The sequence below is a fragment of the Rhodococcus sp. NPDC060090 genome (assembly GCF_042729855.1).
Taxonomy (GTDB): domain Bacteria; phylum Actinomycetota; class Actinomycetes; order Mycobacteriales; family Mycobacteriaceae; genus Rhodococcus.
The window spans coordinates 52,572-75,589 of the sequence record NZ_JBHWXB010000001.1 but is presented as its reverse complement, the minus strand read 5'-3'; the positions used below and the strand labels follow the sequence as shown (position 1 = coordinate 75,589).

Below are 23,018 nucleotides of genomic sequence, written 5' to 3'. Positions count from 1 at the left end.
CGCGCGGCACGCGTCGGCCGATCGGCCAACTATGGTCGAGGGCGTGAGCAGAACCGCCGAGAACGCGAACCGGGGATCCTCCGGATTACCGCTACGAGCCATTGCGATGCTGCTGATCTCTCTGGCGATCCTCTTCGCCGGGATCGGATTCGCATCGCTCGGCGGTTCGGATGAGGACGCAGCGTCGACAGCGGCCGCCACCACCGAGACCGCCTCGGAGACCAGCTCCGCTGCCGTGCCTGCACCGGCGACAGCCCGGCCTCCTGCTCCGGCGGCCGGGGGATCGCCTCCGAGTGCAGCAGCGGGCGCAGGAGCAGCGGGCGCCGATACACCGAGCCCTGGTACACCGAGCCCCGGTACATCGAGCCTGGGAACATCGGGTGCTGCATCATCGGGTTCGTCGCTTTCCGGAGCAACGGCGTCATCGGCCGACGTGCGCGTCTACAACAACAGCAACATCGCCGGGCTCGCCGCACAGACCGCGACGCTGCTCGAAGACGAGGGCTTCACCATCGCCGAGACCGGCAACTACAGCGAAGGCCTTCTGGCACAGACGTCCGTGTATTACGGCACCGGCTCCGGCGAGCAGGAGACCGCGGAGGCCGTGGCAGGCGCTCTCGGCGTCACCGCGCAGCCGCGTTTCGAAGGAATCGCGGACTCGGCACCGGGTGTGATCGTCATCGTCGCGGAGCCGTGAAATCGATCTCGACAGACGACCGGGCGACGACACTGCCGTCACCGGGAGAGGCGTGAACGGCCCCGGCTATGATCAGGTGACTTTTCGGTACTTCGAAGGAGCGGTTTGATGGCCCCCAGTTCCACTCGTCGCATGACCTGGCGTGCCCTGGCCCCGATCGTCGCGATCGCCGCGGTGGGTCTGAGCGCGTGCTCGAACAACGAGGAAGCCACCACCGTTGTGGGTACCACACCGCCGGTGTGGACGGGGTCGTCGGCACCGGCAGACGATTCGCACGGCAGCGAATCCGAGGACAGTGCATCGGACGGCGACGGCGCGGTGGCGTCGGGCCAGTCTCTCACCGCAGACCTCGAGACCACCGCGGGCGAGTCCGCCGGCACCGTGACCTTCGCCGAGCACGATGGCAACATCGAAGTGACCGTCGACGTCGAAGGCCTCGAACCCGGATACCACGGTGTGCACGTCCACGAGTTCGGTGTGTGTGAGCCCGAGTCGGCGGCTCCCACCGGCGGCGAGCCCGGCGCGTTCCTGTCGGCCGGTGCCCACCTGCAGGTGCCCGGCCACACCGGTGTCCCGGAGAGCGGCGACCTGCTTTCCGTCGTTGTCCACGAGGACGGCTCCGCGACCGCGACGGTCACCACCGCGGCGTTCACGCTCGACGATCTCCAGGGCGACGAAGGAACTTCCGTGGTCGTGCATCAGGACAATGCAGGCGATCGTCTCGCCTGCGGTGTGGTCGGCTGAGCGCACCGCTCGTAATTTCGCTCACAGGGCCCACTCGACCAGCACTCGGTCGGGTGGGCCCTGTGGTTGGATCGAGAAGTGGTTGTCGAATTTCCGGGTTCTCCGCGCCCGACACTCGGTGTGGAATGGGAGATCGCGCTGGTCGACAAGACGACCCGCGAATTGTCCAATACCGCTGCGGTCGTGTTCGACGCGGTCGGTGAGCTCCCGGGCGACACACCGCGTCTGACCAAGGAATTCCTGCGCAACACCGTCGAATTGGTCACCGATGTCCATGACACCGTCGCGGAGGCCGTCGACGATCTCACCGAATCGCTGGGTCTGCTGCGTCGTGCCGCCGACCCGCTCGGCGTCGACCTGATGTGTGCGGGCACCCATCCGTTCGCGCAGTGGACCGACCAGGTGGTTACCCAATCACCAGAATACGACGAGATGATCGAACGCACCCGATGGTGGGGCCGCCAGATGCTCATCTGGGGTGTGCACGTACATGTCGGAGTGTCGTCGCCGCACAAGGTCATTCCGATTCTCAACGCCATGCTCGTCAAGTACCCGCACCTGCTGGCGCTGTCGGCGTCGTCGCCGATCTGGGCGGGGCTCGACACCGGGTACGCCAGCAACAGGGCGCTGATGTTCCAGCAGCTGCCCACCGCCGGACTGCCGTACCACTTCGCCGACTGGGAGCAGTACACCCGATTCATCGAAGATCAGCTCAAATCGGGTGTCATCAGCAAACCCGGTGGGATGCACTGGGACATCCGACCCGCGCCCAGGTGGGGGACCCTGGAAGTCCGGGTCTTCGATGGCATCACCAACATGGCCGAGCTCAGAGCGCTCGTCGCGTTCGTCCACTGTCTCGTCGTCCACTTCGACGAATGTCTCGACCGGGGGGAAGAACTGCCGACTCTCCAGCCGTGGCACGTCAAGGAGAACAAGTGGCGGGCGGCCCGTTACGGCCTCGACGCCGAGGTGATTCTCGATCCTGCCTGCCGCGAACGCCTGGTCACCGACGATCTGCATGATCTGCTCGAGCAGCTCACCCCGACCTCGGCCCGGCTCGGATGCGCCGACGAACTCGCCGCCGTGGCGGACATCCCGGTTCGCGGGGCGTCGTACCAGCGTCAGCGACGTGTTGCGGAGCACTCCGGTGGGGACCTGGTCGCGGTCGTCGATTCGTTGGTCGAGGAGCTGCGCGGCTGAGTGCTTGTGCGGCTGAGTGCTTGTGCGGCTGAGTGCTTGTGCGGCTGAGTGCTTGTGCGGCTGAGTGCTTGTGCGGCCGGGTCGGCGCCCGCTCCTAGACCCGGTAGGGAGGAACGTCCTTCTCGTCGAGAAGCCCGTCGCGGCCGAGCTGTTCCCGATAAGCGATGCTGCCCACACGGTGTGCGATCACGGGTGCGGTGAGCACCATGAACATCCCGGCCAACGCGAGCATCCACACGTCGAACGAGCCCCACAGGCTGAGCATCGCGCCGCTGAGGACGAACAGGAGCCCGATGACCTGAGGTTTCGTCGCCGGGTGCATACGGGAGAGCGTGTCGCGGAAGCGGACGACGCCGATCGCCGCGGTCAGCGAGATCACCGCCCCGATGAGGATCAGTACGTGTCCGACGATGTCCAAGAAGTTGCTCATTCTTCGTCACGCACCCGGAACCGTGCGACCGAGACCGATCCGATGAATCCGACGAGCGCCAGCGCAACCACTGCGGGCGCGAGGGTGGTGTCGCGGGTGTAGACCATCCAGATCGCCACGCCGCAGATGGCGATGGCGAGTAGCGCATCGACTCCGACGAGGCGGTCGAGCGAGCTGGGCCCGGCCAGCACCCGATATCCGATCAGCAGGGACGACGTGAACAGCAGGGCACCCGAAACCACGAGTATCACGGTCATATCGCTTCCTCCGTCCCGCTTCTCCAGGGGCTGGGTTGCCATTCCGAGTCCCGTTCGAAGGTGTCGATGAGAAGACGTTCGATCAATCGTGCGGAGCGGTAGAAGTCGGCGACGGCCTTGTCGGTGCTCACGTCCAGCACGTGCACGTACATGATCCGCCTGACCTGGTCGATCTCGAGGACCATCGTGCCCGGGATGTTGTTCATGATGTCGGTCCACAGGGTGAGCACCAGATCGGACTTGATGGTCAACCGGCATCGCAGTACCCCTGTCACCGGGGGCGCTGCCGGGCGGATCGCCAGCCACGCGACCGAGATCGTCGACTTGATCGACTCGACGAAGATGTACACCCCGAGTCGAAGGGCCGACAGCAGGTGGGCCCGCCCTTCCACCGGCACCTTCGGCAGCGGGAGCAGTACCGCGATGATTCCAGCGACGAACAGCCCGCCGAGGACGTTGGCGATGCTGAAGGTGCCCCACAGAAGTACCCATACGAACGCCATCCAGATGATCACGGACAGGCGTAGTACATTGCCGCGGTTGATCATGGCGTTTCTCCCAACACGGCCTCGATGTACACCGAGCGGTCGCGCAGATTCTCGGCGGCGCGGTCGCTGATGTCGAGCAACGGTCCGGCGAACACGGTCAACGCCACACCGATCACTACCAGCGCGATCGTCGGACCGAGCATTGCTGCCGGCATCTTGCCGACATCAGCCCGCTCCTCGAACGCGATATCGGCTTCGGACTCGTCGATCAGCGCAGACGGCCCGATGTCGGCGAGGTCGCCCTCGGGAGCGTCGGCGCGGGCACGCCAGAACGCCTTGGCCCAGACCCGAGCCACCGCATACAACGTCAAGAGGCTGGTGAGAGTGCCGCCTGCGACGAGAACCCACGCGAGGGCAGACCCGTCCGCGGCGCCCGCCTGCAGCAATGCGACCTTGCCGATGAATCCGGAGAACGGTGGGATTCCGCCGAGGTTGAGGGCGGGGATGAGGAACAGGACGGCGAGCAGCGGGCTCGTCAACGCCAGACCGCCGAGGCGGCGGAGTGACGCGGATCCGGCCTGGCGTTCGATCAGGCCTACGACGAGGAACAGCGTGGTCTGCACCAGAATGTGGTGTGCCACGTAGAACACCGCGCCGCCGAGCCCGGCCTCGTTCGACAACGCGATACCGAACACCATGTAGCCGATGTGGCTGACGAGGGTGAACGACAGCAGACGCTTGATGTCGTTCTGCGCGATGGCACCGAGGATGCCGACGAGCATGGTCAGCAGACCGGCGACAAGCAGTACGCTGTCGAGCTCACCCTGCGGGAAGATCAGGGTGTGTGCACGGATGATCGCGTACACACCGACCTTGGTGAGCAGGCCGGCGAAGACCGCGGTGACGGGGGCGGGAGCGGTGGGATAGGAGTCGGGCAACCACGACGACAGCGGGAAGATCGCGGCCTTGATGCCGAACGCCACCAGCAGCACGCCGAAGATCGCGGTCCGAGTTCCCGAAGGTACGTCGTCCATCCGCAACGCCATCTGCGCCAGATTCAATGTTCCCGTCGCGGCGTAGGCGAACGCCATACCGGCGAGGAAGATCATCGACGACACCATCGAGACCATCACGTACGAGACCCCGGCGCGCACGCGGTCGGCGCTTGCTCCCAAGGTCAAGAGCACGAACGACGCGGCGAGGAGTACCTCGAATCCCACGAACATGTTGAACAGGTCGCCCGCGAGGAACGCGATGTTCAGACCCGCGGTGAGTGCAAGGTAGGTGGGCAGGAAGATCGACACCGGCTGCTGTTCATTGCCGTCGTGGATACCCTGACCGACGGCGAACAGCATGACGGACAGCAACACGATGGCTGCGATGACGAGCATCAGCGCTGCGAGCCGGTCTGCCACCAGGGAGATGCCGATCGGCGCTTCCCACCCGCCGACCTGTACGACCTCGATGCCGTCCTGATCGGCGAAATACAGCAATGCGACCGCGACCACGAGCGACGCGACGAGAGCACCGACGGTGACGAACCGCTGGGCCCGCGGGCGGCGGCCCAGAATAAGGGTGACGGCGGCAGCGAGCAGCGGGATGAGGATGGGCAGCGGGATGAGAACGGCGGTGTCCAGTGTCATCGGTCGTCCCCCTTACCGTCGTTCTCGGCCTTCCCTGCGTTTCCGGTGTCCCCGTCTCCGGCAGCGTCGTCGTCGGTAACGGGAGACGGGAGGGGCCGGGGGCGAGGGTGAGGATTTCCGCTGCCGGGGTTGCGTGGATCGTCGTAGACGGAGTCGGTGGGGTCGTCGAAATCGCCGTCGTGCAGATCCTCGTAGACCTCGAGGTCCTCGATGTTGGTGAGCTGGTCGAGCGGGATCGGATTGCCTTCGGCATCGAACGCGTCGCCGCTCTTGCTCGGTACACCGGTGACCGGGTCGTCGGAGCGGTCGCGACCGGGCGCTTCGGCGAGAGTCCGCCGCCGCGACACCATCGTGTCTTCGGGGTCGTTCTCGACTTCGTCGCGTGCGCGGATCGAGTACGAGCGGTACGTCAGCGCCAGCACGAACGCCGCGATACCCATCGTGATCACGATCGATGTCAGCACCATGGCCTGCGCGAGCGGATCGGCCATCTCTTCCCGGATCACATTGTCGGACCCGACGACGGGGGCGTCTCCGGCCGGGCCGCTGACAGCAATGATCAGCAGGTTGACGCCGTTGCCGATGAGCAGCAGGCCGAGCAGCATCTTGATGATGCTGCGTTCGAGCAGCAGATACACACCGCAGGCGACGAGCACTCCGACGATGACGACCAGCGTGAGATTCGTGGTCATCGGCGCTCACCCACGACCTCGGCGTCGAGCCGGGCTCCGAGGCTTCGCAGCACATCGAGGATCAGTCCGACGACGATCAGGTACACGCCGAGGTCGAAGAACAGCGCGGTGACCAGTTTGATGTCGCCGATCAACGGCAATGTCACCTCGAGGACCGCCGACGAGAGCACCGGCGCACCGAGGAAGAGCGAGAACAGTGCGGTGCCTGCGGCGAAGGTCAGGCCGAGTCCGAGGATCTTGCCGGCGTCGATGGGAACCGCCTCTCCGAGTTCGTAGCGTCCACCTGCCAGATAACGCAGGACGAGAGCCAGCCCGGCGACGAGACCACCGGAGAAGCCGCCGCCCGGGGCGTTGTGTCCGGCGAAGAAGAAGTAGACCGACAGCACCATCATCGTGGGGAACACCAGCCGGGTGGTGACCTCGAGGACGAGCGACCGGTAGCGCGGATCGATCAGATCACCGCCGCGTAGCCAGGTGATCTCGGAGTTCGACCCCGCCGCATCGAGCTGAGAGGCGGGTGCGTCGGAGACACGCGGTGCGGTACCGAACCGGCGGGTGCGGAACACCAGGCTTGCGACGCCGGTCGCGGCGACCAGCAGGACCGAGATCTCGCCGAGTGTGTCCCATGCGCGAATGTCGACGAGCAGCACGTTCACGACGTTCTTGCCGTGGCCGAGTTCATATGCCAACTCGGGGAGTTGCAGCGAGATCGGTTCGGCAGTGCGCGCAGCAACAGCGAACGCTCCGACGACGGTCACCACCGCACCGACCGCGATACCGAGCAGCGCGCGGGGTCCGCGTTTGCCGATCTCGGCCTGCGGATCGCTTTCGGGCGGAAGTTTTCGCAGTACCAGCACGAACATCACGAGGGTGACGGTCTCGACGAGGAACTGTGTCAGTGCCAAGTCGGGGGCGCCCTGCAGTGCGAACAGGACGCCGAGACCGTAGCCGGTGATACCGACCATCAGGACAGCGGCGAGCCGGTTCCGCATCACGGTTGCGGCAATGCCGCCGCCGATCATGATCACGGCGACGGTGAATTGCCACGGGGTGTCCCACACGCGGAACGCAGGTGTGTTGCCCGCCCCGAAGACGAACATCACCACGGTGGGCAGCAGCACGAGGGTGACGAGGATCGTGGCCTGGGTCAGCGGCAGCGAACCTCGCTGGATGAAACTCGTCAGTCTTGTCGACAGGGTGTCCATGCCGCGCAGGGTCGCGTCGTAGATGCGGTCGGCGTTGCCGAGCGGGGGATGTTCGAACCGCAGTCGTGCGACCGTGCGGTGCGCGAGATACAGGCTGATACCACCCACGATGACGACTGCGGTCAGCGCGAGCGGCAGCGTCAATCCGTGGTAGAGCGCCAGGTGGTAGGGCTTGGAGAGGGAGGCAGGCAGCGTGTCGGCGTAGGGCGCGACGAGTGTATCGACCCAGGGTGCCGCGAATCCTGCCGCGAGACCACCGACCGCGAGCAGCGACGGTGCCGAGAGCAGCAGCGGACCGGGAGCGTGAAGGCTCTGTACCGCCGGGCTCGGGCGCTTGAGCTGCTTGCGGCCGAAGGCTCCCCAGATGAAGCGGATGCTGTAGGCGAGGGTGAGGATCGAGCCGAGCACCATGCCCGCGACGACGGCGATGCGCGCCCACTCCGGAAGCACCTCGGCGACCAGTGCTGCCTCGAGCGCGGCCTCCTTGCCGACGAAACCGATGAACGGTGGTAGTCCGGCCATGCTCGCCGCGGCAAGGGCCGCCACCACCGCGAGGATCGGAGTCTTCAACCCGAGGTGCGCGAGTTTGCGGATGTCGCGAGTGCCCGTCGAGTGGTCGATGACCCCGACCACCATGAACAGGCAGGCCTTGAACATGGCGTGCGCGATCACCATCGTCAGGCCGGCGAGTGCTGCTTCACGGCTGCCGATGCCGACCAGTGCGGTGAGGAATCCGAGCTGGCTGACCGTGCCGAACGCGAGAATCAGTTTCAGGTCGAACGCACGGAGCGCGCGCCAGCCGGCGAGGATCATCGAGACGAGGCCGAGGGTGATGACGATCGGTCGCCACGGCGCTGCGTCGGCGAACGCGGGGGCCAGACGCGCGATCAGGTAGATACCGGCCTTCACCATCGCGGCGGCGTGCAGATAGCCGGACACCGGTGTGGGGGCGGCCATCGCACCGGGAAGCCAGAAGTGCAGCGGCACCACCGCGGACTTCGACAATGCACCGATGAGTACCAACACGATGGCGACGCTCGGTAGCCAGCCGGCGGGTGCTGCCTCGATCACCGCGGACAGGTTGTAGCTGCCCACGAGCTGGCCGAGGATGATGATGCCGACGAGCATCGCGAGGCCGCCGGCCGTGGTCACGAGCAGCGCCTGCGTCGCGGCACGGCGACTCGACGCACGTTCGGCATAGTGACCCACCAACAGGAACGACAGAACCGTCGTCAACTCCCAGAAGGTGTACAGCACCAGCATGTTGTCGCTGGTGACCAAACCGAACATGGTGCCGGCGAACGCCACCATCTCGGCTGCGAAGATTCCCAGACGCGGCTCGTCGTCTTCGAAATAGCGCGCGCAATAGAGCAGGATCAGTGAACCGATACCGAGCACCAGCAGGCACATGACGGCGGAGAGGGAATCGAACCGCATGTCGATGTCCATCGACACTGCCGAAGCCCACCGGATGTTCAGTTCCTGCTCGGTACCCCAGTTCGCGATGACCCAGCCCAGGCTCGCCAGCGGCACGAGCGCCAACGGCAGAAACGCGTTTCTCCCCATGACTCTGACCAGCGGCGGTGCCAGGATCGCGGCAACCGCGTGAGCGATGAGTATGGCGAGCAAAAGGCACTCCGTCGGGATCGGGCCAGGCGGCGGGGTGAAACGGTCCTGTATTCAGCCTGCAATCGGAGGTGACCGGCGCAGAATTGACAATGCGACCGACACCGAAGCCGAAACGCGGGACGCCCCGACATGCGCGCCGTTCGCCGTTAATGGGCAAATCGGAATGAGCCCATACTAACGAGAGGCTTTGCACCGTTGCGAATCGGGGGCGACACGGGGAACGACAGGACTCATCTCACCTGCCAGGCGCACACGGCACCCACCGCCGCGAGAGCGAGAGCCGGCCACCGAGGGTCGGCAGGAACCAGCCACACTGCTCCGATCACCGCCGTCATCGGCACCGGCAGAGACAACCCCAACGCAGCGACGGACGCCGATCCGGGCAACGAGGCGGCGAGCGCCAGCCCTGCTCCCGCGGCGATGAGCACCAGGCGCACCGGCAGGGGAACGTTCTCGGCGAACTGCGGCCACAGCACCGCGGCCGTAGAGACGGCCAGCGCCACCACGAGGCCGGCAGCCGCGTACGGAACGTACGGGGAACACCACACGCCGACGGCAACAGCAGCGACCACGAGCAGCGGCAGCCACCACTGCTCGCTGCCGAACAACTCGAGCATCGCCGGATATACCGCAGCCACCGCGCCGGTGACCGCCAGCACGAAGCGGTCGTCACCAGAGGGGACGACACGGGCGACGACCTCGGCGCCGATCACCACCACCACGAGAGCGCCCACCGCGACGAACCACATCCGCGTTCCACCGGACCCTGCCTCGGAGGTCACCAGTTCCCCGAGCAACCGGTAACCGAGAGCAAGCACGCCCGCAGCGAGCGCGGTCACTACGAGTAGTTGCGGGTCGAATCGCTGTGCACGACCCCCGGGCGTGGCGGTCAGCGCCGCCGCGACGAGCGCCACCAGTGCGATCGCCAGCAGCCACTGCGTGATCGTCCACCGCACCGGATCGACCGGCACCTGCACACCGACCGCGGCGGCGGTGAGGAACGCAGACCAGGCACCCGTGAGCAGCGCCCACGGTCCGTTCGATACCGCCCATGCCCCCGCGACCGCGGCGCCCAGCAGCACCCCCGTCGTCCCGGAGGCGACCACACCGACGGTGGTGAGGGTGTCGGTCGAGGCACCCTCCGGCACCAGATATCGGACCGAGCCGAGCACGAGTACCGCGCCGGCTCCCAGCGACCACGCCGTCCGCGGCGAACCGGACCGTTGCAGGCCCACCACCGACACCACGGCGAGGACCGCGGTGATCATCGGCGAGAAGTCGCTGCGGGTGCCGCTCGGGAGCGCCGATTCGCCGACGAGCAGGACGAATCCCGCGACCGCGGATGCGCATGCCGCCGCGGCGAGCGCAGCCGGTGCGCCGGCGCGGACGGACGTCGAGGTCGGCGACACGTCAGCGTCCGTCCGCGTACGCCCGCAGTTGCTCGACCTGCACGGGATCGAGCGACGGCCGGACGGTCTCGCGGGCAGCGGCGACGTCCTCGGAGGTCACCGCAGCCGCGTCGACCCGCCGACGCATCGCGGCCAGCGCCGCCTCGCGCAGGACCGCCGCACAGTCGGCCGCCGAGTAGCCGTCGAGATCCTCGGCGAGCGCATCGAGGTCGACGTCGTCGTCCAAGGGCACCGACCGGCCTGCGGTCTTCAGGATCGCGGCGCGCGCGTCGGCGTCCGGCGGCGGCACGAACACCAGCCGCTCGAGTCGCCCGGGGCGCAGCAGCGCCGGATCGATCAGGTCCGGGCGGTTGGTCGCCCCGACCACCACCACGTCGCGGAGCGGCTCGACACCGTCGAGTTCGGTCAGCAACGATGCCACGACACGATCCGACACCCCGGAGTCCGAACTCTGGCCGCGGCGTGGTGCGAGGGCGTCGATCTCGTCGAGGAACACGAGCGAGGGCGCGGAGTCCCGCGCGCGCTGGAACAGTTCACGCACCGCCTTCTCCGATGCGCCGACCCATTTGTCCATCAGTTCGGCGCCCTTGACGGCGTGCACGCTCAGCCGGCCGGTACTCGCCAGCGCGCGCACGAGAAACGTCTTACCGCAGCCGGGCGGACCGTACAGCAGCACCCCGCGAGGTGGGTCCACTCCCAGTCGCGCGAACGAATCGGGATGCTGCAGTGGCCACAGCACGGCCTCGGTGAGTGCCTGCTTCGTCTCGACCATGTCGCCCACGTCGTCGAGGCTCACGCTCCCGATCGCCAGTTCCTCGGATCCGGAGCGGGACAGCGGCCGGATCACCTCGAGCGCGCCGACGAGGTCGTCCTGCGTCAGTTTCGGTTCGTCGGTGGCGCGGCTCGCGCGAGAGGCGGCGCGCAGCGCGGCCTCCCGGCACAGTGCAGCGAGGTCGGCGACGACGAAGCCGGGGGTGCGCTCCGCGATCGCATCGAGATCGAGGCCGGTGGACGGCACCGATCGCAGCAGCACCTCGAGCTGGGCGCGACGGGTGGCGCCGTCGGGCAACGGCAGCGACAGTTCACGGTCGCAGATCTCGGGTGTCCGCACCCGCGGATCGACGCTGTCGGGTGCGGCGGAGGTCGCGACCAGGGCAACATCGTCGGTCTCGACCGCGTGGCGGAGTTGCTCGAGGATCAGCGTCGCCACCGGCTCCGCGTCGGAGGGCAGAACGGTGTCCACATCGGTGATGAGCAGGACGCCCCCGTCTCGGACCGCGTCGACGACTGCGGTGATCCGCGCCAGTCGATCGGCGGCGGCGAGTGCACCGATACTCGGGCCGTCGACCTCGACGACACGGCGGTTCGCGAGCACCGCCCGCGCGAACGTGGTCTTGCCGACTCCGGCGGGCCCGGTGATCATCACGCCGAGGTGGGGAGACGCGCCGAGGGTGCGCAACAGTTCCGGTTCGTCGAGGGCGAGCTTCAGCCATTCGGCGAGCTTGCCGACCTGCGCCTGCAGTCCGACGAGATCTTCGACGGGGGGTGCCGACGGTCGCTGCGTCCCGGCCTCGGGCGTGTACTCCGTCAACGGTGCGGTGACCGACGGCGCAACAGCCGGTCGGGCATCGGCGGCGTTCCCCGTGGCCCAGGAGACGGCGGTATTCGGCTGGATACTGACCGGACCGGCCGGATCGACGGCCGAGACGGTGAGCAGCTCCGTCGTCCACGCGATACCGAAGGTCCGTGACAGTGCGCGCGTGGTGTCGGCGCTGCTGGTGCCGGGGCCGAGGTCGCGCGGCAGCAGCGACACCGCGTCGCCGACGGTGACGACCTTGCCGAGCAGCGCCTGACGCAAGGTGACGGCGGGGATCGACGCGCTGGCGAGGGACGAGCCGGTGACCGTCACCCCCCGCGCCCCGTACACGGTCACAGGTGCGACGACCACGGTGGCGTTCTCCCGCAGTCCGGTATTGGAGAGGGTGACGTCGTCGAGGAGGATCGTCCCGGTGGGAGTGCCTGCCGGTGCGTGTCCTGCGACGGCCGCGGTGCGCCGCGCCCCGGTGAGTGCGATCGCATCCCATTCGCGCAGCCCGAGGGCGGTGAGCACCTCGGGATGCAAGCGAACGATTCCGCGGCGGGCATCTGCTGCGGAAGTGTTGAGCCGGACGGTCAGCGCGAGTTGTGGGGTGGTCACCCGCACGAGCCTAGATCGTGGTCAGCGTCCGCGCGGGCGACGCAGGCCGAGGCGCGCCGAGGAACGTCCCGTCGCGGTGAGCATGCGTCGGCCAACTGCGCGCCGGGGCCGCAGTGCACGCGACTCGGCGCGGATTGCCCGTCGTTCCGAGGGCTTGATGTCCCACGTCGCAGGGCGCGCCGCCACCCACCGCCGGGAGCGGATCGCGAATGGGATGTGCAGCAGGTACACGCCCACCAGCACCAGCATCAGGATGAACGGATAGGTGACGAGCGCTGCTGCGCCGGCCGCGACGAGCGCCAGCAGGCCGATCGCGAGACGTGGTGGCACCGACACGGACTTCATGGCGAGGGTGGGGATCCGGCTGACGATCAGGCCTGCGGAGATGAGCGTCCACACCAGGACGAGCGGGAACGACGACCACCAGCCGTCGCCCCACTGGATGTACGCCGCAATCGGACTCAACGCGATGATGGCGCCCGCCGGTGACGGCACGCCTACGAAGTACTCACGGGCGTACGCGGGGACGGAGTCGTCCTCGAGCAGGGTGTTGAAGCGCGCCAGGCGCAGAACGATGCTCACTGCGTACAGCAACGCGATGATCCAGCCCAGTGCGCTGTCGTCGAGCAACGTCACGTACAGCACGAGTGCGGGTGCGACGCCGAACGCGATGGCATCGGACAACGAGTCGAGTTCGGCACCGATCTTGCTGGTCGCGTCGAGCAGGCGTGCGATACGACCGTCGAGTGCGTCGAGAACCGCGGCGGCCCCGATCATGCCGAGGGCGATGCCGAGTTCTCCGTCGAGTGCGAACTTCACGGCAGACAGTCCTGCCGACAGCGCAAGGATCGTGATCACGCTCGGTAGCAGACGCACCGCCGCGGGACGACTGCGAGACACTCCGCTGTCGTCCCCGGCGGGTGCACTCGGTTTGAGGGGGGTCACAGCACCGGCGTGGAAGGCAACTGAGCGATGACGGTCTCCGCACCGATCGTGCGCTGACCGCGTTCGACGAGCAGTGTGCTCCCCGCAGGAAGATATGTGTCGACGCGAGAGCCGAAGCGGATGAGTCCGTACGTGTCGCCGATGGGAACCGTGTCGCCCACCTGTGCGTCGCACACGATGCGTCGAGCCAGTAGGCCGGCGATCTGCACGACCCCGACCTGGGTGCCGTCGCGCATCTCGAGCAGCATGCTCGTGCGTTCGTTGACCTCACTCGCGTCGGCGAGGTCGGCGGAGAGGAACTTCCCGGGCTGGTGCACGACCTTGCGGACGATGCCGCCGACGGGACTGCGCTGCACATGTACGTCGAGCACCGACAGGAAGATGCTCACGCGGGGGAGCGGTTCGGTGCCGAGGCCGAGTTCGGCGGGCGGCACGGCCGTGTCGACGAGCGCGACCTCACCGTCGGCGGGTGCGACGGCGATACCGACCCGGTTGGGCGGCACCCGGTGGGGGTGCCGGAAGAACGTCGCGGTGGCGGCGGCGGAAGCGAGGCCCGCACGGCGGACCCACTTGCGCTTGCGGCCGAGTACAGCCACTGCCAGGGGTGCGACGACGAACGGCACTCCGCCGGGGTGAAGCGGCGGAACGGCCTTCTTGATCAGATCGACGACATGTGCTGCACCGCTGGTCGGTGGTGTTCCAGCGGGTGTGGGCTTACGTGCCACGGCTCCTCTTCACTCACGTTCGTCGGGTTGCCCGGACGGGCTGTCCCCAGGACACCCGAGAGTACGTGAGTATAGAGACGTGTGGTCAGACGGCTGCGCGTGCCTCCGCTTCGTTCTTGATCCGGGCGAGGGTGGAATTCATGCCGACGACCATGTCGTCGTCGAAGTTCTCCTGACCTCCGAGGATGTACTTGATGAGGGTCTGCGAGACCTTGCTGGTGCCGGTGGGAGCCTCGCGGCGTTGCACGATCCGGGTGCCCGTCTCGGTGGGTTCGAGGACGAATGACCAGATCGAGCGGTTCTCGTTGACGCGAAAGCGCAGCTCGCGCCCGGGCTCGAACGTGAGAACCTTCGACGTGGTGGGCCACACCAGGACGCCCTTGCGGTTGATGTTGATCGTCGAGGTTCCGGGGCCGACACTGCCGCCGCGGACGATCATCTTGCGGCACTGCGGGCTCCACTCGCCCATGCGCTGCAGATCCGAGACGACACTCCATACCCGGTCGGGGTCTGCTGCGACGTCGATGGTGGCTTCGAGGGTCTTCGACATGGATGCTCCTGCTCGGTGCGTGGTACTCAGGGTTACAAAAATACTGGCGTCGATCGTATCCGATGATGTGGTGGCAGTCACCGGGTCAGGCGCAGAAACGGGTCAGACGCAGGAACGCCCCGAGGTCGACCAGTTCGTCGGGAGTCGACGGTAGATGATCGGTCAACGCACGCGACCGGACGACGATCGCACACCACTGCCCCCGCGAGAGCGCGACGTTGAGCCGGTTGCGCGACAACAGGAACGACATCCCGCGCGGCACGTCCTCGATCGCCGATGCCGTCATCGAGATCAGCACCACCGGAGCCTCACGACCCTGGAACTTGTCGACCGTGCCCACATCGACCCGGGTCAGCCCGACCTCCGCCAGGCCGGACCGGATCATCGCCACCTGCGCGTTGTACGGCGCGACGACGAGCACGTCCTTCTCTCCCACGGGACGCGACGCGCCTTCGGGGCCGTCGCGCCACTCGGTGCCGAGCAGCGTCTGCACCTGGCGCACCACCTCGTCGCTCTCCTCGGCCGAGCACGTCGCGTTGCCGACATGATCGACCGTCACCGTGTGCACCCCCGGTGGGAGTCCGTCGAGGGCGCGCGCGGTGGTTCGGTCGGACTGGGACAACAGCCGTCCCTCGTACGACAGATCCGACACCCGCGCGCACAGGTCGGGATGCATCCGCCACGTGCGTGACAGGAAGAAACCCCGGTCGGCGGGCAGCGCGCCGTGCCCCTCGGCGAGCCAGCCCAGCGCCGACGCGTCGGCGGGTTCGGGGTGCGTGCCCTGACTGACCTGCGGCAACTGCTGAGGGTCGCCCAGGAGCAACAGATTCCGTGCACTCGTCGCGACCGCGACGGTGTTGGACAGGCAGAACTGTCCCGCCTCGTCGATGACCAGCAGATCCAGGCTGCCCGGCGTGATGCAGTTGGTGTTCGTGAAATCCCAAGCGGTGCCACCGACGACATATCCGTCGTGAAGCCCGGCCAGATACCGCGTCAGGGCGTTGGCGTCTTTCGCGGGTGTCCATTCCGGCTCGACGGTCTTCGCCTTCGCCTTCACCACGACTTCGCCGGGAACGCCCGCGGCGACGATACCGTCGAGCATGTTCTCCACCACCGAATGCGACTGCGCGACCACCCCGACCCGCCAGCCGTGTTCGCGGACGAGCGCGGCGACGACGCGGGACCCCGTGTACGTCTTTCCGGTACCGGGCGGACCCTGCACGGCCACATACGAATCGACGAGGTCGAGGACTGCCGAGGTGATCGCGTCCGGGAATCCGCCGTCGCCGACCGGGGGGAGCCCGCCGGAACGCGTGCGCGGCGGGATCCGTCGCAGGATGTCGACACCTGCCGTGGCCGGTAGATCAGGCAGCGACGCGCACATGGCGTCGGCCGCAGATTCGATCGCCTTCTCGATGCCGGCCGCACCGATCGGGGAGCCGGGCGTGACGGCCATCGGCAGAGCCGAATACTCCTCGTCGGTCTGCAGCAACTCCTCGATCACGAGCACGTCGTGGAAATTGCTGCCGGACCGGCGTTCGAGGATCTTCCCGCTCGACCACGCCCGGGTCCACGGGCCGCCGTCGGGCAGCCCGTCCGGTGCCGGCGCCTCGTACAGAAGGAACACCGAATCGCCGGCCCGCGCTGTGCTGCCGGTGTCGAAATCGCCCGTGACCGCCAGGTGGCGCCGGGCCTTGCGCTTGCGCGGTGGCAGATGCCAGTCCTCCTCGACCGCGACGGAGGTCGCGGCGAGCGTGTCGCGGGTCTCGGCCCATTCGTCCACCGGAGTCGACAGCCGGTCGAAGTGTGCCCACCAGAACGGTTTCCGCTCCCGCCGGTGGTAGCCCAGCGAGGCCGCCATCAGCGCCGCCGCCTGCTGGTCGTCGGTGCGTTCACCCGTTGGGTGGGGGCTGTCCGGTAGATGCGCAGCTCGGCCCGCGAATTCCCACAGTGTGACCTCTGCGGGGTGCGGCTCGAGTGGGAGTGCGGCTTCCTCGTGTGTGACGCCGGTGGTGGCGACACCGTGCTCCGCCGCCCGGTCGAGCAGCCAGTTGCGCAGCCTGAACGTCGACACGCAGTCGTCCTCGTTGTACGACGCGATCGAGTCGAGCAGCTTCGAGGCCTCCTCGTTTCGGTCGGCGTCGCGAAGATCGCAGTAGTCGGCGTACGCGACGATCGACGCACCGGCATCGACCACCTCACCTTGCCGCGCCGGCATGTAGAGCGGCTCGAGTTTCTTGATGCTGTACGACGACTCTCCGGTTCGAAGTGATGCGCGCACAATGGGATACAGATCCACCAGGACACCGTCGCGCAGTAGACCGTCGACTTCCTCCTCGCCCACACCGTGCCGGCCCGCCAGGCGCAACAGCGCCGACTTCTCGTACGGCGCGTAGTGGTAGATATGCATCTTCGGGTGCACTCGGCGGCGCTGCGCCACGTACTCGAGGAAATCGAGCAGCGCGCGGCGCTCCTCGGCGCGCGTGTGCGCCCAGAAAGGACGGAACGTCGGAGTGCCGGTGTCTTGTTCGACGACACCGAACAGATACTCGAGGCCCCAGTCGGGGCCGCCGTCCTCGCACCACAGCGGATCGCCCTCGAAGTCGAAGAAGAGGTCGCCGTCGTCCGGGTCGGGCAGGGCCGCAAGAGAACCCGGTTCGTAGACGTCGACGACCGGTTTGCCGGTCTGTTCCTGCCGCACCTGAACCTGCGCTTGTGCCCGCAGTGCGGCGTACGTGCGGTGCGACATGCCCGGCACGGGCTCGTCGCGAGCACAGAGTCTGTCGATCGTCGTGACGTCGCCTGCGATCAGTCGGGCGCGTTGCGTCGACCGCATTCCCGCGACCATCAGCAGGTCGCGGTGTGCCGCCACCTGAGGCTCGCACGTGTCGCAGCGGCCGCACGCGGTGTGTCCGCCGCTGGTCCAGGTCACGGGGTCTCCCGCCCTGTGATGCCCGTCGACCAAGTGCTGCAGATGCCTGCGCCGCTGCGCGTAGACAGGCGCGATGTCGGCGAGGGGATACGACGCGAGCGTGCTGTCGCCCAGGATCAGGTGGGCGTGCGGTGCGACCGGGATTCCGGTATCTGCGAGGGCATCGGCGTAGGCGGCGAGCTGTAGCAGCGCTTCGACTCTCGCGTGCCGGGCGAGTTTCGTGTCGTACACGGCATACGTGTCGCCGGTGCGGACGAGGAAGTCGCAGAAGCCCACGAACCGGCCGTCGAAGAAGGTGCCCTGGTAGATCACGTCGGCACCCGCGCGGGCAGCGTCGACCGTGGCACGCGCAGCCGCTTCGTAGCCGTCGCGCGTGTGGTCGGGGCGGGGGATGTGCACGACACCGTCGCCGAATTCGTCGCGGTAGCCGTCGAGGACGCGCTGCTCGTGGGCGTTCCCGAGACGGGCGGTGCGGTCGAGCATCCGATCGGCGACCCTCGCGGGACGCTGCCCTCGGCCGAGCACTGCGTCTACTGCGCTGAGCAGTGAGAACTCGCACTGGGCGGCATCGGCCAGATCCCGTGAGCTGTAGACCAGCACATCGTCGAGCAGAAACATCGGCGCAGCCTCCCGCGTGGTGTCGTTGCCCGACTATGGCAGACGCGGGTGACAGGCGGCGGTGACTGCGCGGATGTGTCTCCTGCGCAGATTCACCTGTCAGCGGTGATGCGAGGCCGCTGCGAGTGACGAGCAGCGGAGCTGTTCCCGATGGGCGATCGATCGGGCGCGCATGGCCTCCCGGTGGGCCAGGGTGGTGGCGCGCGTGGCCTCCCGTCGTGCGTCGTGTGCGCGTGAGGTACATCCGCCGCCCTCGATTCCGAGCACGGTCCGGCCGAGGAGTACCAGCCCCCACGGTCCGATGACCCACAGTGGCCACGGGTAGACCATCGATGTCGTCCCGAGCGATACGAGCGCCCAGACCAGCACGTTGATCGCACTCACGCCGAGCCAGGCGGACCATTCGACCCGTTGGTGGAGCGGCAGCCGAGGAGAGCGCGCGGTGACCGGCGGTGCGGGCGGGGTGCTCTGGGGAAGATCGGAAAACTGCGCACGCGCCTCGGCGACGATCTGCGAGGCGTAGACGGCAGCCGCCCTCCGGTCGAACTCTTCGATCGTGAGACGACCGGTACCGACATGCTGCGAGAGTTCACTGACGTACTGATCGCGTTCCGAATCGGAGAGTCTGTCGGAGTCGGAAGCGTAGGGGCTCTCGGTTGCCATGGGTCCTCCAGGCGGGATGCTCCATTGTGGAATGTCGTACTGTCCATGATGGATATGCCACAGTGGAATGTCAACACTTTTCGTGGTGACCGTTGAGGGAGGGAGCGCGCAATGGCCGGACGGCCACTGAATGCGACCGCGGCGTCGCTGCTGGGTTTTCTGCACGAGGGTCCGAAAACGGGCTGGGATCTGGTGACCACGGCGCAGGAGCGGATCGGCAAGTTCTGGTCGCTCACGACCAGTCAGGTGTACCGCGAACTCGCCGCGATGGAGCGCGACTGCCTGATCGAACCCGGCGAGAAGGGGCCGCGTGACCGCAAGCCCTACGCGCTCACCGACGCAGGCCGGGAGGCGTTCAGCGAGTGGATCGGCCGAGAACCCGGACCGGAGAACATCCGGCACCCGTTACTGCTCACCGTTGCGTTTGCTGAGCACCTGCCGCCGGAACGCCTCGCGGAGATGCTCGCCCACTACCGCGCAGCCCATGAACGTCAACTCGCGGGCTATGAAGATCTCCTGTCCCACCACGACCTGCCGAACTACTCGGCCGCCACCGTCGAGTTCGGAATCGCCTACGAACGCGCCGTCCTCGCTTGGATCGAAAGCATGGACAAGCGACTCGCGAACGAGGGATGACGACGGTCACCGCAGCGGGTCGAAGTGCCGCAGCATCGGATCGGTGGTATCGCCCGTCATCGAATCCGCGAGCAACCTGCCGGTCAGCGGGCCGAGCGCGACACCCCACATACCGTGACCGCCTGCGACGAACACCCGCGGCGACCGGGTGGCCCCGACCAGAGGCAGTCCATCGGCCGTGCACGGCCTCGAACCGACCCATTCCTCGGCCCGATCGTTCCAGTCGATATCGCGCAGGAGCGGACGGGTCGTGTCGACGATCGCCTGTATCCGTCGCGGATCGAGCGGTGCGTCGGGTTTCCGGAACTCCATCATTCCGGCGATGCGGAACCGATCGTGCAGGGGAGTGCACGCCACTCGCTGTACCGGGAAATACACGGGGTTCTTCGGCAGTTCGTCGGGCACCACACTGAAGCTGTACCCGCGACCGGCCTGAACCAGGGTGCGTACACCGAACTCGTGGGCCAGGGTGTTCAGCCGGGCACCCGTCGCGAGCACCACAGCATCGACGGACACGTCGTACCCGTTCGCGGAGATCACGTCGACCACGCCGTTGCCGGGGTCGCGCACTTCGGTCACGTCGAAGCCGGTGAGGATCTCACCGCCGCGTGCTCGTACCGCATCCGCGAGCGAGGCGACGAATCTCGGTGGATCGATGAATCGCTGGCCCCTGATCCGCACTCCCGCGCGCACCTTGTCGCCGAGCAGGGGTTCGAGCGAGTGCACCGCGTCGGCATCGAGGACATCGAAGTCGACTTCGCCACCCGTCGCCCGCACGTGATCGAACTCCTCGAGCAGGTGGTCGCGGTCGGTCTCCGCGGTGAATGCCGCGAGGAAAGGGTCGGCGTCGCGGGTCTGTTCGGCGACGCCGCCGTCGGCCAGGTCGTCGTACGCTCGCAACGCAACCCTGTTGGCCTGGGCAAATATTTCCAGCGACGCCATCTGATGTCGTCGGGTGCAGTGCCGGGCGAAGTCCACGAGGAAGCGGATGAGCTTCGGGTCGAGTGTGGGCGGCACATACACCGGTGACGACGGCGTGAACATCGATCGCAGCCCGTATTTCAATACCGACGGCTCCGGTAGCGGCAGGGTCAGGGCGGGCGCGAGCCAACCTGCGTTGCCCCACGACGCGCGGTCGCGAGTGGTATCGGCTCCGGGGCCGGTCCGGTCGACGACGGTGACGGCAAGGCCCCGTTCCTGCAGAAACCACGCGGTGGACAGCCCCACGATGCCGGCACCGGCCACAACCACTCGACGAATCGCCATGATGCACTCCTGTCGACGCAGAGGTACCTCTTACATCCATGATGGCCCACACGGGGTGTTCTGCACGCCAGGGCTCGGGCCGTCCTAATATTCGAGGAGGAAATCTGCTTGTCGAAGGGGACAGTGAGTTGAGTACACACGTCGAACAGCGCGAGTTCCAGGCCGAGGCGCGCCAGTTGCTGGATCTGATGATCCACTCGATCTACTCCAACAAGGACACCTTCCTGCGGGAGTTGATCTCCAATGCGTCCGACGCGCTGGACAAACTCCGCCTGGAGTCTTTCCGGAACAAGGACCTGAACGTCGACACGTCCGATCTGCACATCGAGCTCGTTGTCGACAAGGATGCCCGCACCCTCACCATCCGGGACAACGGCATCGGCATGTCGCGCGACGAGGTCGTCGACCTGATCGGCACCCTCGCCCGATCGGGCACCGCTGAGATGCGCAAGAAGCTGCGCGAGGCAAAGGACGCCGCGGCATCCGAGGAACTGATCGGCCAGTTCGGCATCGGTTTCTACTCGGCGTTCATGGTGGCAGACAAGGTCACGCTCATCACCCACAAGCCGGGGCAGGATGCCGGAACCCGGTGGGAGTCGAGCGGTGAATCCACCTACACGATCGAAGACGTCGAGGACGCGCCGCAGGGAACCTCGGTGACGCTTCACCTCAAGCCCGAGGACGCCGACGACCACCTCTACGACTACACGTCGCAGTGGAAGCTCGAGGAGATCGTCAAGAAGTACTCGGACTTCATCGCCTGGCCCGTCCGCATGGAGGTCTCCCGGACCACCAAGGGTGAAGACGGCACCGACGAGGTCACCTTCGAGACCAAGACCCTCAACTCGCAGAAGGCGCTGTGGGCCCGCTCGCGCGACGAGGTGTCGGACGACGAGTACCACGAGTTCTACAAGCACGTCGCCCACGCGTGGGACGACCCGCTCGAGATCATCCCGATGCGGGCCGAGGGCACCTTCGAATATCAGGCGCTGCTGTTCATTCCGACGCACGCCCCGTTCGACCTGTTCGCCCGCGAACGCAAGACGGGTATCCAGCTCTACGTCAAACGCGTGTTCATCATGGACGACTGCGAAGACCTCATTCCCGAGTACCTGCGCTTCGTCAAGGGCGTCGTCGACGCGCAGGACCTGTCGCTGAACGTCTCCCGCGAGATCCTGCAGCAGGACCGCCAGATCCGGGCCATCCGACGTCGTCTCACGAAGAAGGTCCTGTCCACTGTCAAGGACATGGCATCCCAGGACGCCGACAAGTACCGGACCTTCTGGAACGAGTTCGGCCGAGTGCTCAAGGAAGGGCTGATCTCCGACACCGACAACCGCGACACTCTGCTCGCGGTCTCGTCGTTCGATTCCACGGCGAGCACCGACGAACAGACCACCCTCGCCGGATATGTCGAGCGCATGAAGGACGGCCAGGACGAGATCTACTACATCACCGGCGAGTCCCGGCAGCTGCTCGAAAGTTCCCCGCACATGGAGGCGTTCACGGCGAAGGGCATCGAGGTCCTGCTGCTGACCGACGCGGTCGACGAGATGTGGGTGACGTCGGTTCCCGAATTCGAAGGCAAGGCCTTCCGGTCGGTGGCGAAGGGCGAGGTGGACCTCGACACCGAGGACGAGAAGAAGGCGGCCGAGGCCGGACGAGAGGAGCAGGAGAAGGAGTTCGGTGATCTCCTGACGTGGATGAAGGATGCGCTCGACGAGCACGTCAAGGAGGTGCGTCTGTCGTCGCGTCTGACGACGTCGCCGGCGTGCGTCGTGGGCGACACGTTCAGCATGTCCCCGGCACTCGAGCGCATGTACAAGGCGTCGGGTCAGCCGGTGCCGCAGACCAAGCGGATCCTCGAACTGAACCCCGGGCATCCGCTGGTGTCGGGGCTGCGCGCGGCACACGGTGACCGCACGGATGATCCGGCGCTCGCCGAGACCGCGGAGCTGCTGTACGGGATGGCCCTGATCGCCGAGGGCGGGGAGGTCGACGATCCCGCGCGCTTCACGCACCTGCTCGCAGACCGGCTCGCTCGCACCGTCTGAATCGGCACGGTCCGATTCGGCTTCCCCCCGGGCGATAG

General features: G+C 67.0%; 19 protein-coding genes. 5 read left to right on the top strand and 14 right to left on the bottom strand.

Going from position 1 to position 23,018, the window contains the following annotated elements; all coding sequences use genetic code 11:
• The first annotated feature begins 31 nt into the window (after positions 1–31).
• The 3 genes from ACFWCF_RS00340 (at position 32) to ACFWCF_RS00330 (ending at position 2,641) form a co-directional block, all read left to right on the top strand.
• The gene (locus ACFWCF_RS00340) at positions 32–697 is read left to right on the top strand and encodes a LytR C-terminal domain-containing protein (RefSeq protein ID WP_378555818.1); all 666 of its coding nucleotides are present in this window, start codon (positions 32–34) and stop codon (positions 695–697) included.
• Between the two features lie 108 nt (positions 698–805).
• Positions 806–1,441, top strand: a complete 636-nt coding sequence (locus tag ACFWCF_RS00335) for a superoxide dismutase family protein (RefSeq protein ID WP_378555816.1) — start codon at positions 806–808, stop codon at positions 1,439–1,441.
• A 78-nt stretch (positions 1,442–1,519) separates the two neighbouring features.
• Positions 1,520–2,641 (top strand): glutamate--cysteine ligase, encoded by a 1,122-nt coding sequence (locus ACFWCF_RS00330; RefSeq protein WP_378555814.1) that lies wholly within the window; start codon positions 1,520–1,522, stop codon positions 2,639–2,641.
• Between the two features lie 94 nt (positions 2,642–2,735).
• On the opposite strand, the gene mnhG is transcribed toward ACFWCF_RS00330, so the two are convergent.
• From mnhG to ACFWCF_RS00265, 13 genes are all read right to left on the bottom strand, one after another.
• Positions 2,736–3,071, bottom strand: coding sequence for a monovalent cation/H(+) antiporter subunit G (gene mnhG / locus ACFWCF_RS00325; RefSeq protein WP_378555812.1), 336 nt, complete (start codon positions 3,069–3,071; stop codon positions 2,736–2,738).
• Positions 3,068–3,328 carry a monovalent cation/H+ antiporter complex subunit F gene (locus ACFWCF_RS00320; protein WP_378555810.1) on the bottom strand — a complete coding sequence of 87 codons (261 nt, stop codon included), beginning with the start codon at positions 3,326–3,328 and terminating at the stop codon, positions 3,068–3,070. The genes mnhG and ACFWCF_RS00320 overlap by 4 nt, the downstream gene beginning before the upstream one ends.
• Positions 3,325–3,873: a Na+/H+ antiporter subunit E gene (locus ACFWCF_RS00315; protein WP_378556633.1), complete on the bottom strand. Its 549-nt coding sequence runs from the start codon at positions 3,871–3,873 to the stop codon at positions 3,325–3,327. Before ACFWCF_RS00315 ends, ACFWCF_RS00320 begins: the two co-directional genes overlap by 4 nt.
• A complete protein-coding gene (locus ACFWCF_RS00310; RefSeq protein ID WP_378555808.1) occupies positions 3,873–5,459 on the bottom strand; it encodes a Na+/H+ antiporter subunit D in 1,587 nt (528 codons plus the stop codon). Before ACFWCF_RS00310 ends, ACFWCF_RS00315 begins: the two co-directional genes overlap by 1 nt.
• On the bottom strand, positions 5,456–6,151 hold the full coding sequence (locus ACFWCF_RS00305) for a Na(+)/H(+) antiporter subunit C (RefSeq protein WP_378555806.1): 696 nt from the start codon (positions 6,149–6,151) through the stop codon (positions 5,456–5,458). The genes ACFWCF_RS00310 and ACFWCF_RS00305 overlap by 4 nt, the downstream gene beginning before the upstream one ends.
• Positions 6,148–8,985: a Na+/H+ antiporter subunit A gene (locus ACFWCF_RS00300; protein ID WP_378555804.1), complete on the bottom strand. Its 2,838-nt coding sequence runs from the start codon at positions 8,983–8,985 to the stop codon at positions 6,148–6,150. Before ACFWCF_RS00300 ends, ACFWCF_RS00305 begins: the two co-directional genes overlap by 4 nt.
• A gap of 230 nt (positions 8,986–9,215) precedes the next feature.
• A complete protein-coding gene (locus ACFWCF_RS00295; protein ID WP_378555802.1) occupies positions 9,216–10,394 on the bottom strand; it encodes a hypothetical protein in 1,179 nt (392 codons plus the stop codon).
• Between the two features lies 1 nt (position 10,395).
• Positions 10,396–12,591, bottom strand: a complete 2,196-nt coding sequence (locus ACFWCF_RS00290; protein ID WP_378555800.1) for an AAA family ATPase — start codon at positions 12,589–12,591, stop codon at positions 10,396–10,398.
• A gap of 21 nt (positions 12,592–12,612) precedes the next feature.
• On the bottom strand, positions 12,613–13,467 hold the full coding sequence (locus ACFWCF_RS00285; RefSeq protein ID WP_378556630.1) for a CDP-alcohol phosphatidyltransferase family protein: 855 nt from the start codon (positions 13,465–13,467) through the stop codon (positions 12,613–12,615).
• 65 nt (positions 13,468–13,532) lie between these two features.
• Positions 13,533–14,261, bottom strand: coding sequence for a phosphatidylserine decarboxylase (locus ACFWCF_RS00280; protein WP_378555798.1), 729 nt, complete (start codon positions 14,259–14,261; stop codon positions 13,533–13,535).
• Between the two features lie 85 nt (positions 14,262–14,346).
• Positions 14,347–14,811, bottom strand: coding sequence for an SRPBCC family protein (locus ACFWCF_RS00275; protein ID WP_378555796.1), 465 nt, complete (start codon positions 14,809–14,811; stop codon positions 14,347–14,349).
• 85 nt (positions 14,812–14,896) lie between these two features.
• Entirely contained in the window at positions 14,897–18,361 is a 3,465-nt protein-coding gene (locus ACFWCF_RS00270) for a TM0106 family RecB-like putative nuclease (protein ID WP_378555794.1), read from the bottom strand.
• Between the two features lie 99 nt (positions 18,362–18,460).
• Positions 18,461–19,024: a DUF1707 domain-containing protein gene (locus ACFWCF_RS00265; protein WP_378555792.1), complete on the bottom strand. Its 564-nt coding sequence runs from the start codon at positions 19,022–19,024 to the stop codon at positions 18,461–18,463.
• Between the two features lie 111 nt (positions 19,025–19,135).
• Between ACFWCF_RS00265 and ACFWCF_RS00260 the strand changes: the two genes are divergently transcribed.
• Positions 19,136–19,660 carry a PadR family transcriptional regulator gene (locus ACFWCF_RS00260; protein WP_378555790.1) on the top strand — a complete coding sequence of 175 codons (525 nt, stop codon included), beginning with the start codon at positions 19,136–19,138 and terminating at the stop codon, positions 19,658–19,660.
• Between the two features lie 6 nt (positions 19,661–19,666).
• Here the strand turns inward: ACFWCF_RS00260 and ACFWCF_RS00255 are convergent, their stop codons facing one another.
• Positions 19,667–20,926, bottom strand: a complete 1,260-nt coding sequence (locus tag ACFWCF_RS00255) for an NAD(P)/FAD-dependent oxidoreductase (protein ID WP_378555788.1) — start codon at positions 20,924–20,926, stop codon at positions 19,667–19,669.
• A 128-nt stretch (positions 20,927–21,054) separates the two neighbouring features.
• Between ACFWCF_RS00255 and htpG the strand changes: the two genes are divergently transcribed.
• Complete coding sequence (gene htpG / locus ACFWCF_RS00250; RefSeq protein ID WP_378491212.1) at positions 21,055–22,980, top strand: molecular chaperone HtpG; 1,926 nt, start codon at positions 21,055–21,057, stop codon at positions 22,978–22,980.
• Positions 22,981–23,018 lie beyond the last annotated feature (38 nt).

Coding starts and splice junctions, on each gene's coding strand:
- ACFWCF_RS00340 (WP_378555818.1), top strand. CDS start 32: ATGGTCGAGGGCGTGAGCAGAACCGCCGAGAACGCGAACCGGGGATCC.
- ACFWCF_RS00335 (WP_378555816.1), top strand. CDS start 806: ATGGCCCCCAGTTCCACTCGTCGCATGACCTGGCGTGCCCTGGCCCCG.
- mnhG (WP_378555812.1), bottom strand. CDS start 3,071: ATGAGCAACTTCTTGGACATCGTCGGACACGTACTGATCCTCATCGGG.
- ACFWCF_RS00320 (WP_378555810.1), bottom strand. CDS start 3,328: ATGACCGTGATACTCGTGGTTTCGGGTGCCCTGCTGTTCACGTCGTCC.
- ACFWCF_RS00310 (WP_378555808.1), bottom strand. CDS start 5,459: ATGACACTGGACACCGCCGTTCTCATCCCGCTGCCCATCCTCATCCCG.
- ACFWCF_RS00305 (WP_378555806.1), bottom strand. CDS start 6,151: ATGACCACGAATCTCACGCTGGTCGTCATCGTCGGAGTGCTCGTCGCC.
- ACFWCF_RS00275 (WP_378555796.1), bottom strand. CDS start 14,811: ATGTCGAAGACCCTCGAAGCCACCATCGACGTCGCAGCAGACCCCGAC.
- ACFWCF_RS00270 (WP_378555794.1), bottom strand. CDS start 18,361: ATGTTTCTGCTCGACGATGTGCTGGTCTACAGCTCACGGGATCTGGCC.
- ACFWCF_RS00265 (WP_378555792.1), bottom strand. CDS start 19,024: ATGGCAACCGAGAGCCCCTACGCTTCCGACTCCGACAGACTCTCCGAT.
- ACFWCF_RS00260 (WP_378555790.1), top strand. CDS start 19,136: ATGGCCGGACGGCCACTGAATGCGACCGCGGCGTCGCTGCTGGGTTTT.
- ACFWCF_RS00255 (WP_378555788.1), bottom strand. CDS start 20,926: ATGGCGATTCGTCGAGTGGTTGTGGCCGGTGCCGGCATCGTGGGGCTG.